This window comes from Bacteroides ndongoniae (genome assembly GCF_900108345.1).
Lineage (GTDB): Bacteria > Bacteroidota > Bacteroidia > Bacteroidales > Bacteroidaceae > Bacteroides > Bacteroides ndongoniae.
On sequence record NZ_FNVV01000013.1, the window covers coordinates 519,672 to 534,521 of the forward strand.

General features: G+C 46.5%; 8 protein-coding genes and 1 pseudogene. 8 read left to right on the forward strand and 1 reads right to left on the reverse strand.

Annotation, left to right across the window (positions count from 1 at the left end; genetic code table 11):
- The first annotated feature begins 230 nt into the window (after positions 1-230).
- Genes BQ5591_RS06400 through BQ5591_RS06415 form a run of 4 tightly spaced genes read left to right on the forward strand, consistent with a single transcriptional unit; the run spans position 231 to position 7,341 of the window.
- Positions 231-4,556, forward strand: coding sequence for a CusA/CzcA family heavy metal efflux RND transporter (locus BQ5591_RS06400; RefSeq protein WP_071148818.1), 4,326 nt, complete (start codon positions 231-233; stop codon positions 4,554-4,556).
- Between the two features lie 53 nt (positions 4,557-4,609).
- A complete protein-coding gene (locus tag BQ5591_RS06405; RefSeq protein WP_235817049.1) occupies positions 4,610-5,533 on the forward strand; it encodes an efflux RND transporter periplasmic adaptor subunit in 924 nt (307 codons plus the stop codon).
- 9 nt (positions 5,534-5,542) lie between these two features.
- Complete coding sequence (locus tag BQ5591_RS06410) at positions 5,543-6,586, forward strand: sensor histidine kinase (protein WP_071148819.1); 1,044 nt, start codon at positions 5,543-5,545, stop codon at positions 6,584-6,586.
- Complete coding sequence (locus BQ5591_RS06415; protein WP_071148820.1) at positions 6,583-7,341, forward strand: LytR/AlgR family response regulator transcription factor; 759 nt, start codon at positions 6,583-6,585, stop codon at positions 7,339-7,341. Before BQ5591_RS06410 ends, BQ5591_RS06415 begins: the two co-directional genes overlap by 4 nt.
- 50 nt (positions 7,342-7,391) lie before the next feature.
- Here BQ5591_RS06415 and BQ5591_RS06420 read toward each other — a convergent pair whose 3' ends face one another.
- On the reverse strand, positions 7,392-9,221 hold the full coding sequence (locus tag BQ5591_RS06420) for a S41 family peptidase (RefSeq protein ID WP_083380892.1): 1,830 nt from the start codon (positions 9,219-9,221) through the stop codon (positions 7,392-7,394).
- Positions 9,222-9,910: 689 nt separating this feature from the next.
- Between BQ5591_RS06420 and BQ5591_RS06425 the strand changes: the two genes are divergently transcribed.
- The 4 genes and pseudogenes from BQ5591_RS06425 (at position 9,911) to tnpC (ending at position 14,708) form a co-directional block, all read left to right on the forward strand.
- Positions 9,911-11,998: a prolyl oligopeptidase family serine peptidase gene (locus BQ5591_RS06425; RefSeq protein ID WP_113740851.1), complete on the forward strand. Its 2,088-nt coding sequence runs from the start codon at positions 9,911-9,913 to the stop codon at positions 11,996-11,998.
- 82 nt (positions 11,999-12,080) lie between these two features.
- The gene (locus BQ5591_RS06430) at positions 12,081-12,443 is read left to right on the forward strand and encodes a hypothetical protein (protein ID WP_071148244.1); all 363 of its coding nucleotides are present in this window, start codon (positions 12,081-12,083) and stop codon (positions 12,441-12,443) included.
- Positions 12,437-12,769: an IS66 family insertion sequence element accessory protein TnpB gene (gene tnpB, locus BQ5591_RS06435; protein ID WP_071148245.1), complete on the forward strand. Its 333-nt coding sequence runs from the start codon at positions 12,437-12,439 to the stop codon at positions 12,767-12,769. The genes BQ5591_RS06430 and tnpB overlap by 7 nt, the downstream gene beginning before the upstream one ends.
- Positions 12,770-12,859: 90 nt before the next feature.
- Positions 12,860-14,708: pseudogene (gene tnpC, locus BQ5591_RS06440) on the forward strand (IS66 family transposase).
- Positions 14,709-14,850 lie beyond the last annotated feature (142 nt).

Genomic DNA, 14,850 nt, shown 5'->3' on the forward strand with positions numbered 1-14,850 from the left:
GGGATATGCAAGGAGGCGGTAATAAAAAATGGAGTTTACTGGCGATGTTCCGGACATTGAACACTTCCGAAACGTTTGGGGATGGGAACTGTGAACGAATGTTGTGGTAAGGTCATTTCCCGTATTGTGTATTTCAACCTGCATTTTGGGCGTTTCAACGGTGAGGTGGAGAATGTAGATTGTATAAGCACTAACTTTGTAATCATTATAAATTTAGTGTCGCTTATTTTATGTTTACAAAAATCGTACATTTTTCAATCAGAAAGAAGCTGTTTGTGGCGCTGACCACGCTGCTTTTGCTGGCGGCTGGCATATATTCCATGCTGACGCTGCCCATTGATGCCGTGCCCGATATTACCAACAATCAGGTGCAGATTGTTACTGTGTCGCCTACACTGGCTCCGCAGGAAGTGGAACAGCTTATCACTTTCCCTATCGAAATAGCCATGAGCAACGTCATGAACGTAGAGGAAATACGGTCGGTATCCCGCTTCGGGCTATCGGTTGTAACGGTTGTTTTCAAGGAAGATGTTCCTACGCTGGACGCCAGGCAGCTGGTTAACGAACAAATTCAGATGGTGGCGGGTGAAATTCCGTCGGAACTAGGAACTCCCGAGCTGATGCCTATCACGACGGGTTTAGGCGAAATATATCAGTATGTGCTTAAGGTAGCTCCGGGGTATGAAAACCGTTATGATGCCATGGAGTTGCGCACCATTCAGGACTGGATTGTGAAAAGACAATTGTCGGGTATTCCCGGTATTGTAGAAATCAATAGTTTCGGTGGTTATCTGAAGCAATATGAAGTAGCGGTAGATCCTGATGCCTTATATTCGCTCAACATTACTATCGGCGAGGTATTCGAAGCCTTGAGCCGCAACAACCAGAATACGGGTGGCAGTTATATAGAAAAGGTAAACCGTGCCTATTATATCCGTTCGGAAGGTATGATCAACGATTTGCATGATGTGGAGCAGATTGTTGTGACCAATCGTGGCGGTATACCAGTACACATCGGAGACATTGGTAAAGTACAGTTCGGCGCTCCCAAACGCTTTGGAGCCATGACGAAAGATGGCGAAGGAGAGTGTGTGGGCGGTATTGCCATGATGCTGAAAGGTGCCAATGCCAATGTCGTGACCAAGGAACTGGAGAAGCGGGTGGAGAAAGTCCAGAAGATGCTGCCCGAAGGAGTGAGTGTGGAACCTTATCTGAACCGTTCGGAGCTGGTGAAACGTAATATCTCTACCGTAATACGCAACCTGGTGGAAGGTGCCATCATTGTGTTTCTGGTACTGATTATCTTCTTAGGCAATATGCGTGCCGGCCTGATTGTGGCGTCGGTCATTCCACTAGCGATGCTTTTCGCTTTTATTCTGATGCGTATATTTAATGTCTCGGCCAATCTGATGAGCCTTGGTGCGATAGACTTCGGTATCGTGGTAGACGGTTCCATTGTTATTCTGGAAGGAATCCTGGCCCATCTTTACGGGCGGGAACTGAAAGGACGTACGCTGACTTCTCAGGAGATGGATCAGGAAGTAGAAAAAGGAGCAGGCCGTGTGGTGAGAAGTGCTACGTTTGCCGTACTTATCATTCTGATCGTGTTCTTCCCTATCTTGACTTTGACCGGTATCGAAGGCAAATACTTCACGCCGATGGCCAAGACACTGGTGTTCTGCATTATCGGTGCTCTTCTTCTTTCTATAACTTATGTTCCGATGATGGCATCCCTCTTCCTGAAACGTACCATGACGGTGAAGCCTACACTGGCCGACCGTTTCTTCGACTGGCTGAATAAAATCTATCAGCGTGTGCTTCGTTTCAGTCTGGCTCATGTGTGGGGTACTATTGCTGCTTCTTTTGTAGCCCTGTTGCTCTCGTTGCTGCTTTTCACAAAGTTGGGAGCAGAATTTATCCCGACCCTTGATGAAGGCGACTTTGCCATGCAGATGACGCTGCCTGCCGGTAGTTCGCTGAGCCGTAGCATTGAAGTTTCGCTCGAAGCAGAAAAACGTCTCAAAGAACGCTTTCCCGAAATCAAGCATGTTGTAGCCAAGATCGGTACAGCTGAAGTTCCGACCGACCCGATGGCGGTGGAAGATGCCGATGTGATGATTGTTATGAAACCTTTTGCCGAATGGACTTTCGCGTCGAGCCGTGCAGAGATGGTAGAGAAGATGAAACAGTGTCTGGACTCTATTGACGGAGCCGAATTTAACTTCAGTCAGCCTATCCAGCTTCGTTTTAACGAGCTGATGACAGGTGCCAAGGCCGATATTGCCATCAAACTTTATGGAGAAGACATGGCCGAATTGTATGCAAAGGCTCAGGAAGCAGCCCGCTACGTGGAACAGGTTCCCGGAGCAGCCGACGTATTGGTGGAACAGGCCATGGGACTTCCACAGTTGCTTGTCCACTACGACCGCGCAAAAATAGCCCGTTATGGTATCGACATCGAAGAACTGAATACTGTTATCCGTACTGCTTATGCAGGCGAGACGGCAGGAGTGGTATTCGAGAACGAGCGCAGGTTCGACCTCGTTGTTCGTCTGGACAAGGAAAAGGTGAGTGATTTGAACATCGACAAACTGTTTGTCCGTACTAAGGATAACATTCAGTTGCCGGTTAGTGAAGTAGCCAGTATCGAACTGGTGAACGGACCTCTCCAGATTAATCGTGACGCTACCAAACGCCGGGTTGTCATTGGTGTGAATGTGCGCAATGCCGACATTCAGCAAGTAGTCAGCCAAATCAGCGACGCGCTCGAAAAGAACGTGAAACTTAAGCCCGGTTATTATTTCGAATACGGCGGTCAGTTTGAAAATCTGCAGAACGCTATCAGCACTCTGACGGTGGTTATCCCTATTGCTTTGCTGCTCATCCTGCTGTTGCTGTTCTTTGCGTTCCGCAGCGTCATCTATTCGCTGGTCGTATTCTCCACCGTTCCGCTTTCACTGATTGGAGGTATCGTAGCTCTGTGGCTGCGCGGCTTACCTTTCAGTATCTCGGCTGGTGTCGGTTTCATTGCCCTTTTTGGTGTGGCCGTATTGAACGGAATTCTGATGATCAATCATTTCAACGATATACGCAAACAAACTAAATATCATATGTGTACCGATCGTATCATATCTTTAGGGTGTCCGCATTTGCTGCGCCCAGTCTTCCTGACCGGATTGGTAGCTTCGTTGGGCTTTGTGCCGATGGCTATCGCTACTTCGGCCGGTGCCGAAGTACAGCGTCCGCTGGCTACAGTTGTGATAGGCGGACTGATTGTGTCTACCATACTGACGCTGATCATTATTCCTGTATTCTACCGCCTGGTGGGCAGTATCGCTGCCAGACGCATACGCAGGAAGAATCGTCTTGCTTTTCGTCGGATGATGCTTGGCATCGCCATGCTGGTCATCAGTGTGCCTGCCGTACAAGCGCAGCAGCCGGTGACCTTGGAGCAGGCTGTTGAAATAGCCTTGCGCAATCATCCGCGTCTGAAGATGGCCGAGTCGGAGATTGAACGTGCCCGTGCTTCGAAAGGCGAAGCCTGGGATGGTGGCAATACTTCTTTCAGTTATTCGTGGGGACAGTTGAATGGTACCGACCGCCACGATAACGAACTGGCTATTGAGCAGTCACTTGGCTCTCTGCTGACTCCTTTCTACAAGAATGCATTGTCCAACACGCAGATAAACAAAGGAAAAAGCTATCGGGACATGGTGAAGAAAGAAATCACTGCAGAAGTAAAGCGGGCATGGGCGTACTACCAGTATGCTTTCAACCTTAACGCTTTGTACAATGGACAGAAAGAACTGGCTGAACAGTTGCGGAACAGTGGTGAACAGCGTTACCTTCAGGGAGACATTGATCTGGCCGAACGTAACATGATAACAGCACTGGCAGCCGACCTGAATACACGATGGATGGAAACAGCCGGAGACCTGACACTGGCCGAACGCCGGTTTGTATGGACTTGTTATAGCGATCGGCCTTTGGTCCCTGCCGATACGACCCTGTCGGTTATGCAGATGCCGACAGAGGGTCGTATCCTGTCAACCCGTCATCTGGATTATTTCAATGCTCAGCTGCAAGAGAAAAAAGACTTGTTGAAAATTGAACGAAGCCGTTTCTTTCCTGAGTTTTCCATTGGTTATGTCCGTCAGAAGATAGCTCCGCTTACCGGACTTAATTCGTGGATGGTAGGGGCTTCTTTCCCCATTCTCTTTTTCCCTCAGCGGAGCCGTGCCAGACAGGCGCGCATCGCTATGCAGGCAGCCGGCTGGGAGGCAGAGGCCAATCGGCAGCAACTGTCCAATAAAGTAAGCGAACTGCAAAGCCAGCTTGCCCGTCAGCGCGAACGTCTGACTTATTATCAGCAGGCAGCTATCAAGGAAGCTGAAGCTTTACAGCAAAGTGCAACCCAAAAGTTTCAGGAGAATGAAACCGATATCAGCGAATTCATTCAAAGCCTGAATACTGTCCGCGAAATCAAGCGCGGGTATATTGAAACGGTCTATGCCTACAACGTTACCTTATTAGAATTGGAACTTTACACTGAATAAGACAGTGGTTCCTGAGTCCAAGAATTTATCACTAAAAACGAACATTAGAAAAAATGAATAAGATGAACCTGATGAAACAACGAATGATTTACCTGATGCTTGCTTTGCTGGCAGCATCGTGTTCAAATCCCTCTGCCCAGCAGACTGAATCGGCAAACGCTACAGAGATGGCAGAGCAAGCCGGTTCGGACACCACACAGACTCCCGAAGTAGACGGCATAAGCGGTGCTACCAACGTGGCCAATCCGCCGTCGTTCAACGGTGTTATTGTCATGCCTCCGCAGAGTCATGTGACTGTTACGCTGAGCATGGGCGGTTCGGTACACGACATCCGTGTCCTGCCGGGTGAATATGTACGGAAGGGAGAAATCCTGCTGACTTTGGCCAATCCGGACTTTATCGAGCTTCAGCAATCCTATCTCGATGCTGCTGCCCAGACCGAATATCTGAAGAAGGAATACGAGCGTCAGCAGAAACTTGTTTCCGGCGAATCGGCTTCGTTGAAACGTATGCAGCAAAGCAAGGCCGACTATCTGTCCATGAAAAGCCGTATGGAGGCTGCTGCCGCCCAACTGGCCTTGCTGGGTACAGATACTGTAGCAGTGACTCGCGACGGTATTCGCACCTATCTGGAAGTACGTGCTCCGCGCAACGGCTACGTAACCAACATGAATGTCAATGCAGGCAAGTATTTTGCTGCCGGCGAACCAGTCTGTGATGTGATTGACAAGAGCAACCCCATGTTGCAGCTTACGGCTTACGAAAAAGACCTGGACAAACTGTTGCCCGGCAGTCGCTTTTCGTTCAAGGTCAATGGCATGCAGGATACAACGTTCACAGCCGAACTTGTTTCGGTAGATCAGATGGTGGACAACGTCAACCGTTCCATTAAAGTCTATGCGCGTATCACGCAGACTAATTCCGATTTCCGGCCGGGAATGTATGTGGCGGCCAGAATTATGGATAAAAAACACTAACTTTGCCGCATGAAGTTATTGCGCATCCATAAGAAGTTTCTGCTGATGTTGAATGCCATTTCCGTTATCGTGGCGTTCCTCATGCACTTGCCCGAACTGATAGCGTTGTCCGATCCTGTATCGGGCAGCCATCTGTTCCCGGATATTCATTGGCTCAATGTCTGTTACGAAATACTGTTTACTTATTTCTCCATACTGTTGTTGTTTTTCATCAATGTCAGAATCATGATGTCCGGCAGCTTGGCTACAGCATTGAGTTGGAAAAGAGTAGTGGTGAGTTTTGTGGTCACACTGGTTGTATGCAACCTGTTGGGAAAAGGCTTTGTTTATGCTCACCAGCACTTCGGCATACCGGCCATCACTGCCATGCTCCATCATTACCTGCATCCGTTGAGGGACATCCTGATAGCCTGCATTGTGACGGGCACTTGCTATCTGGATTATCAGAACCGGCGTAGCCGCAAGATGCTGCTCGAAAACGAGCAGTTGCGTACGGAAAATCTTGTCAACCAATACGAATCTTTGAAAAGCCAGCTGAATCCGCATATGCTTTTCAACTCGCTCAATACGTTGTATTCGCTGATACGGGAATCGCCGGACAAGGCTCAGAATTATCTTCAGGAACTGTCGAGGGTCATGCGCTATACGTTGCACGACAATCTGTCGCATACTGTCACTCTGAATGAAGAGATGGTTTTTGTACGTTCGTACATATATCTTTTGCAGATGCGCTACGAGGACAATCTGCACTTCGATATAGATATCCCGCAGGAGCTGTTGCAGCGGGAGGTACCGCCAATGGCAGTACAGATGCTGGTGGAAAATGCGGTGAAGCATAATGAAATCAGCCGGCGGAATCCGTTAACGATCAGCATCCGGGCGAATGGTAATGAACTGTATGTCACGAATCGTATACAGCCCAAACTGTCAAGCAGTAGCAGTACATGCATCGGACTGGCCAATCTGTCCAAACGTTATCGGCTGCTTTTCGGGAAAGACATTACCATCGAAGAAAGCAACAACGACTTTAAAGTAACCTTGCCACTGATATGAGGACACTGATTATAGAAGACGAAAAGGCTGCCCTTCGCAACCTGAAAGCAGCCATGCAAGAGGTGGATACCGATTTCGATATTGTAGGCGAGACGGATAGTGTGACCGATACACTGGAGTGGTTTGCCAGCCACTCCATGCCCGAACTGGTATTTATGGATATCCACCTGGCAGACGGGTCGGCTTTCGGCATCTTCGAGCAGGTTGACATCACCTGTCCCATCATCTTTACCACCGCTTACGATGAATATGCTTTGCAGGCTTTTCGCGTGAATAGCATTGCTTATTTGCTGAAACCCATCAGCAGTGCCGACCTGCAAATGGCCATCGACAAGCTGAAGCTGCTCGGAGGTGCGAAAGCGGAGAGTACGAAGACCGATTTTCAGGCTGTCATGCACGCCCTGAAGCGGGAAGAAGGATATAAAACTCACTTTCTGGTTCCTGTGAAAGGCGACCGTTTCGTGCCGGTCAGTGTAGACCAGATCTCTTATTTCTACATCAGCGATGGAGTGGTTAAGGCGGTTCTCCAGTCTTCCGAGACTTTTATTTTCCGACAGACGCTCGATGAATTGGCCGAGTTGCTGAATCCCCGTCAGTTCTTCCGGGCCAACCGTCAGTATATCATTGCCCACAAAGCCGTCGTAGGCGTCAGTCTGTGGTTTGGCGGGCGGATGGTTCTTCAGCTTACGCCTCCTACCGACGAAAAAGTCATCATCAGCAAAGCACGTGTGCCGGCTTTCAGGGTATGGTTTTGATGGTTATGCATGTAGAGGTATGGAAGTTGTTTGTAGGTGTTTTTTTGAACTTATTTTAATATATTGAAAACTGCATTTAAAGTTCTGTCATAATTAGTTATATAGTCATTGGCATAGATGGGAATAATTTTGTCGGGCACAATGCCTTGGGCGTGGTGTTGTTCTCCATCCATGCAGTGCATACGCATACCGGTCATAGCGAACGGGAACAGAGGTAGATCGAATTGTGTCATATCGCCTGTGGTTCCTGCTGTTGTTTGTCCAATAATTGTGCCTAATCCGTAGTGACGGACTATCATCAGAATGGTTTCGCCCCAACTGACGGTTCCTGCATCACACAAAAAGACTGCCGGCAAATTAACATGAGGTAATTTGGCTTGAAGAGTTTCTGTATTGACACGCCACGATAATTTTTGTTGGAAGGGGAAACTGTTAATCGGAACTTCCGTTGCTGGAGCTTTCACGTTGGAAGAGATTAAATGTGCTAAAATATCTTCGAATCGGTACGAAGGTAGTCCTCGTAAATCGAAACAAAGTTTTTTTATATCAGGAGTTAGTGCTGATAAAAAGCGTTTCTCGTTCAGCTTGTGTGAAGTGGCGTCAATGTACAGGAACCCATTGTCGTATTTCCGGATAGGCTGGTTTTCATGTTTGGATACAGGTAAATCAGGGTATCGAGTATAAAGTGTATCTTTATGCATTTGTTCCGCAAGGCCACTACTTTCGATAACAAACGGAGTATCGTATACGGAGGATGAAAATAGTTTGTCAACAGCTATTTTGTTTCGATGTGCTTCTGTTGCAGCATTTGTCATTTCCTTGCAACTTTGTAAACGTATGGAAGCGGGCTTACCGTTAATAGTGTGGAGCATACGCCAAGTTTGTTTGCCACCGATTTCTGTACGTATGAGTAACGTGTCATTTACACACCTTGTTTCAACGTCTGCAAAGTATTCGGGTAGATAGGTTGCTTTGATATTAGAAATATTCATGTCTCTGCGTACGAAAAGATGTCCGTCTTTTATTGGATTGAGAAAACGGTTAATTGTATCGTACCATTCAAGAAGTGATTCAAAAGAATCTATTTCTCCTATTTGAATGGCTTTTTGCAGATAGATTTTTAATTGATGATCCCAATCAAGATTGTCCTCTTCGTAATAAGGGTAGAAGTGGCGGACTATATTCCAACGGACAGCTAAATCAGCTATTCTAACTGCTTTGTCTGACAGTAGTCCGAAAATAAATCGGCGATTTGAGGATAACATCTTGTCGTTACTTTGATGATGTTTCCAATAATTTTTAGCCTCGGTAAGCAGCCGATGCGTAGTCTTGCTATCAAACATTTCTTTGGGTAGTGCATGCTGGATATTTAGATATTTTTCATTGCCTACTGCGTAGTTATAATATCGGTTGGGCACTGGCGCGGTTACAGAGTCTTGGAGGTTGAGAACGGTAGAGAGTCTTTTGTAATAAGGAATATAATTGGCAAGCCCGGGCATCAGCAATTTAGCGAGAAAAGGTACCTTCAATTCCCCTGATCCACTGTAATAATAGAATTGGGCAGAAGTAGTCGATTTTGTGGTGTCTTTCTTTGATAAAATGGGTGCGGTTGAGAAGTATAAAGTGGGAGCAAGCGGTTGGAATACCGTCTCAAGTGGTTGCGTCTCTATCCTATGTGCAAGTAACGCACACACTTTCATCCAATCGCTTTCTGACCAGTCTTTAGTGTATGGGTTGGGAGAAAAGTAGCGGATGACGCCGTATGTGTGGGCAAATTCAACGTAATGAGATATATTTATCGCTTGTGAATAGCTCGTATATGTGCAAAAACAGATAAACAGCAGAATAATTCTGACTACAGCCAGATTCATATTTTTCATACTTAATTTATTATTGGATTTATGCTAAGACAAAAGTAATCTATTTTTTTGTTTCAAGGCCGTTTTTACATTCTTATTCAATAAAAATTCCCCTATCATTTTATCTCAAACCTTATTCTCCGAAAGTCCCTCTTTACGCCTCCCAAGTCCCTCTTTACGTTGCTAAAGTCCATAGTTGTGAGGGCTATTATGCAAGTGTAGCTCGTGAGTCGTACAAGTGTTACTCGTGAGCCGTGCAAGTGTTGCTCGCGAGCCATACAAGTGTCGTTCGTGAGCCGTGCAAGTGGTTTACAAGACTTGTTTGGGAGACTGGTGAAACATCGTGATTTCACCGCTTTTTCTGTTGTAAACAAAGTTTTCTGTGTGAAGTTTCACCGCATCTCGCTGATAATCAATGAATTGCTGTGAAGGGTGAAAGACGGATGACTTCGTTTCCTGTTTTTTTGTGTTTTCCTGTGCTTTCCTGCCTATTCTTTTATACTTAAGGGTGCCGTTTTTTTCCCAGTTAGGAAAAAATATCTGCCTAACTGGGAAAAAAATATTTCCTAACTGGGGAAAAACGGGGGAGAATATTCGCGATATTTCGAACCATAGTTTTTTAAATATTCATTTTTTATTCGTATATTGCGCCAATAACACTGAACGAACGGAAATATTTTATGAAACAAGTCCAGATTTTAGCATTGGCTATGAGTATGACAGCAGTATCTTGTGGTGTGAAACAATCCAAATTGGTGTATCCCGAAACGGCGAAAGTAGATACGGTAGATGTGTATTTCGGCACGGAAGTCCCCGATCCGTATCGTTGGCTGGAGAATGATACCAGTGCGGCAACGGCTGCGTGGGTCGAAGCTCAGAATAAGGTTACAAACGGTTACTTGTTGCAGATTCCGTTTCGTGAGGCATTGTTGAAACGCCTGACTGCGGTGTCCGACTACGAAAAGATAGGTACGCCGTTCAAAAAACACGGAAAGTATTATTTCTTCAAGAATGACGGTCTGCAAAATCAGAGCGTATTGTATGTGCAGGACAAGCTGGATGGCGAACCACGTGTGTTCCTCGATCCTAACCGTCTGTCGGACGACGGTACGGTGGCACTGACCGGCATCTTCTTCTCACACAATGGAAAGTATGCGGCCTATACCATTTCGCGTAGCGGTTCGGACTGGACCGAGATTTATGTGATGGATGCAGAAAGCGGACAGCTGCTGGACGATCACATCGAATGGGCCAAGTTTACCGGAGCCGAATGGCAGAGCGACGGATTCTATTACAGTGCTTACGATGCTCCCGAGAAAGGAAAGGAGTTCTCCAACATGAATGCCAATCATAAGATATACTATCACAAACTGGGTACTCCCCAGTCGCAGGACAAGCTGGTGTACCAGAATCCGGCCTATCCCAAACGCTTCTATACTTGCAGTGTGAGCGAGGATGAGACGATGCTCTTCTTGTACGAAAGCGGAGAAGGACGTGGAAATGCCTTGTACGTGAAGGATCTGCGCCGGAATGACGCTCCCTTTGTGGCGATGGCTACAGATATGGACTATCAGTATAGTCCGCTGGAAGTGATTGGCGGGAAAATATATCTGTTCACCAACCACGGAGCTCCGAAAAACCGCATAATGGTGGCCGACCTTGCCAGGAGCGAACTGAAAGACTGGACAGAACTGGTGCCCGAGTCGGAAGCAGTGCTGTCGGGCGCACAGGTGATTGGCGGAAAGCTGTTCCTGACTTACGACAAAGACGCTTCCAACCACGCTTATGTGTACGGACTCGACGGCAAGCAGTTGCAGGAAATCAAGCTGCCGTCGTTGGGAACCGTGGGCTTCAGTGGCGACAAGGACGACAAGGAATGTTTCTTCAGCTTTACTTCGTTCACCATTCCGGGTGCTACCTATAAATATGATATGGATAAGAATACATACGAACTGTTCCGTGCGCCGAAGGTCGATTTCGATGCCGATGCTTTCGTTACCGAACAGGTGTTCTATCCCAGCAAGGACGGTACGAAGATTCCCATGTTCCTTACATATAAGAAAGACCTGAAAAAGAACGGTACGAATCCGGTATACCTGTACGGTTACGGAGGTTTCAACATCAGTCTGAATCCTGGCTTCTCGGCTATGCGCATTCCTTTCCTGGAGAACGGAGGAATCTATGCGCAGGTCAACCTGCGCGGAGGCGGCGAATATGGCGAAGCCTGGCATGTGGCCGGCACAAAGATGCAGAAGCAGAATGTTTTCGACGACTTTATTGCGGCGGCCGAGTATCTGATAGCTGCCAACTATACCAATAAGGACAAGATAGCCATCGTGGGAGGCTCGAACGGAGGTCTGCTGGTAGGTGCCTGCATGACGCAGCGTCCCGATCTGTTCCGTGTAGCCATTCCCGAAGTGGGCGTGATGGATATGCTTCGCTATCATAAGTTCACCATTGGCTGGAACTGGGCAAGCGATTACGGTACGAGCGAAGACAGCAAAGAAATGTTCGAGTACCTGAAGGGGTATTCGCCCTTGCACAACCTGAAACCGGGTACAAAATATCCTGCCACTATGGTTACGACGGCCGATCACGACGACCGCGTAGTGCCGGCACACTCGTTCAAGTTTGCAGCAACGCTGCAGGCTTGCAATGATGGAACGAATCCGACCCTTATCCGCATCGACAGCAAGGCCGGACACGGAGCAGGAAAGCCCATGAGCAAGGTGCTGGAGGAGCAGGCAGACATATATAGCTTCATCATGTACAACCTGGGAATGGGTTTTAAGGAATAAAATAGTAAGCTTCCAAAATTGGCGTATTGACTAGTATGTCCCTTTCCTTTAGCTTCGTGCTAAACTTAAAACTCGAAAGATTATGTTTAGCGAAAAAGATTTTGAAAGACTGTGGTTCCTCTACAAGACCGAGGGCGAACCCAAAGGAGTTTCCATCAACTCATTCTGTATTAGCAACAACATTCCTTACACGGCATTCTATGACTGGTTCAAGAAGACACAGAAGAAAGTTGTACCTGTAGAAGTGGAAGGTATTCCTGAAGAGTTGATCCAGGCAGGCAATGAAGAACAGGATGTTACTAAAGGCAAGTCTAAACGTACATCTCCCCATAAAGGGAGCATCATGGTAACGATTAGAACCCGTGAGGGTTTGTGCATACAGAAGAAAGGCTTAGACTATCAGGGGCTGAAAACACTGGTAGAGAAACTGGAGGGCTTATGCTGAGCATCAACGGTCTTCACAACTTCTACTACCTTCCTGAGCTTCACGATATGAGATGCAAGGCCCAGCGTATATGCGAGATAATCCGCGGCAGGTATCACCGAGATCCGCTGAGCGGAGACGTTTACATGTTTATGTCGAAAGACCAGCGTAAGGTTCGTATGATACACTATGAGCGGAATGCCTACTACCTTCATGAGAAGTCCTTCATTAAGGGTTATAAGTTCATGAAAATAGAGCGTAAGGACGATGTGACAGTGTATAAGATAGACTGGAAAGACCTGGTCACAATACTTGAAACTCCGGTAATAACGAGCATAAAGATTTAATGATAAAACTCTGAATATCAGCGATAAAAGTTCTCTGAATATTTGCGTATCTCACTGAAAATGAGTATCTTTACATAAAATTTAGAGAACATGGAAACAGAGGAACTTATAGAACACATACTCAGACAGAAGCATCTTGAAGAGATGATGAACAGGCCTGAAAAGGAGCATACACCCCTTGAAGGTATGGATAATGAGCAGATAAAGAGGTTCGCCCTGTTCCTGTTTGAAGAGAATCAGAACAAGAGCAAGCAGCTTGATGAAATGATAGCACGACTTGATGAAATAGGAAAAGACCTGAAGGACGCCAACCGTAAGATTGATTCCCTTACAGATGCCCTGCTTAAGGCAAACAGCAAGGCTGAGAAGGCTGCCATTGAATGCAAGCTCCGCGACAAGGAATACAAAAAGCTTGAGAAAAAGCATAACGCCCTTGTCGAGCGTCTTTCACTTATGAATAACCAGACTTACGCTTCATCCAAAAGCCTTAAAGGCATTGACCNGTAAAAAGGTCGTAAAAGGAAAGCATGACGACAAGGATGACTTTGACGGTACTCCTACTGCTCCGGCTGGTGAAGTTCCACAGTCAGAGCCTTCCGCATCATGCGACACGCAGGATACTCCGGCCACTCCTCATTCCAAGGAAAGACCGTATAGAAAAGGAATGAGATACAACAAGAACTGTGTAGGCACCCCGATAATACACAAGTCCGATTATACAATGCTTCCTGAGGGGTCTGTAGTGATATCATCAAGCTATCGTAAAATAAGAAATATCGTGAGCCATATTGAGGAACATCACTTTGAAGTGCTTAAGGTAAAGCATGCCGACGGCAGGATTGAAAGCATGTTCCTTCCCATGAAAGATGACGCCCGGGCTGACATCTACAAGGGGATTGTACCGGGTACAAGCATTACGGCAAACATGCTCTCGTATCTTATGTTCAACCGCTTCCAGATGTCAACGCCAGCATACAGGGAAGCTAAAAACCGTCTGTCGGATATGGACTGGAACACTTCTGTCCAGAACCTGCTGAACTGGGCCGACAAAGGTGCAATGCAACTCAATAAGCTGATACCTGCCCTCAAGAAGATTGCCCTTCAGGACGGTGCGAACGTTAATGTGGACGAGACATGGCTTCGCTACCACGCTTACAATAAGAAACGCAAGACCTATATGTGGTGTCTGGTAAACAGAAAAGCACGTATAGTCATCTTCTTTTATGAGGATACAACGGACGGTGAAGGTTTGCAGAAACATGGAGGAAGGAGCAGAAATGTGTTGAAGAAGTTCCTTGGTGATGCAAAAATCAAATCACTGCAGAGTGACGGTTACAACGTATATATGTATCTTGACAACGAACTTATGGATATAGAGCATCTCTGTTGTCTGGCTCATGCAAGGGCTAAGTTCAAGTATGCCTTCGACCAGGGAAGCCTGCAGGCAAGAATCTTCCTTGAGCTGATAGGAAAGTTATACGGCATGGAAGATACTTACCGCCGGGAAAAACTTACCGCAGACGAGATTTACCACAGAAGAAACAGTAAGGAAACGACGGAAATCATTGATAAGATAAGGACGGAACTTTATGATCTGCTTGCAAATCCGGATGAGAGCCGAAGTGAACTTATGGGCAAGGCCCTTAAGTATCTGAAGAACTTCTGGAATCAGATCTTCGCCTACAGAAACGATGGAGAATACTCAATAGACAATATGGCGGCTGAAAGAGCGATAAGACCAATCACTGTCCAACGAAAGAACAGCCTGTTCTTCGGAAGTGTGAAGGGAACACAGAACTCCGCAATCTATAATACCTTTATAGAAACCTGCAAACAGGCAGGAGTCTCCTTCAGGGATTACTTCTGCAGGCTGCTCAAAGAATTAAAAAAGGGAAGAACGGATTACGAAAACCTTCTTCCCATGACAATATGCAAATAATAATCGTTAAATTTGTGGACTCTTTTTTAGACGGGTGCCTGCTGGCGCCCGTCTAAAAAGGGGTACCCTAAAATTGGAAACTTACAATAAAATACGTAGTTTTTTGTCATTTTATCATTTATTAATCAAAATATCGCTTTAA

Coding starts and splice junctions, on each gene's coding strand:
- BQ5591_RS06425 (WP_113740851.1), top strand. CDS start 9,911: ATGAGTATGACAGCAGTATCTTGTGGTGTGAAACAATCCAAATTGGTG.
- BQ5591_RS06405 (WP_235817049.1), top strand. CDS start 4,610: ATGAATAAGATGAACCTGATGAAACAACGAATGATTTACCTGATGCTT.
- BQ5591_RS06430 (WP_071148244.1), top strand. CDS start 12,081: ATGTTTAGCGAAAAAGATTTTGAAAGACTGTGGTTCCTCTACAAGACC.
- BQ5591_RS06410 (WP_071148819.1), top strand. CDS start 5,543: ATGAAGTTATTGCGCATCCATAAGAAGTTTCTGCTGATGTTGAATGCC.
- tnpB (WP_071148245.1), top strand. CDS start 12,437: ATGCTGAGCATCAACGGTCTTCACAACTTCTACTACCTTCCTGAGCTT.
- BQ5591_RS06415 (WP_071148820.1), top strand. CDS start 6,583: ATGAGGACACTGATTATAGAAGACGAAAAGGCTGCCCTTCGCAACCTG.
- BQ5591_RS06400 (WP_071148818.1), top strand. CDS start 231: ATGTTTACAAAAATCGTACATTTTTCAATCAGAAAGAAGCTGTTTGTG.
- BQ5591_RS06420 (WP_083380892.1), bottom strand. CDS start 9,221: ATGAAAAATATGAATCTGGCTGTAGTCAGAATTATTCTGCTGTTTATC.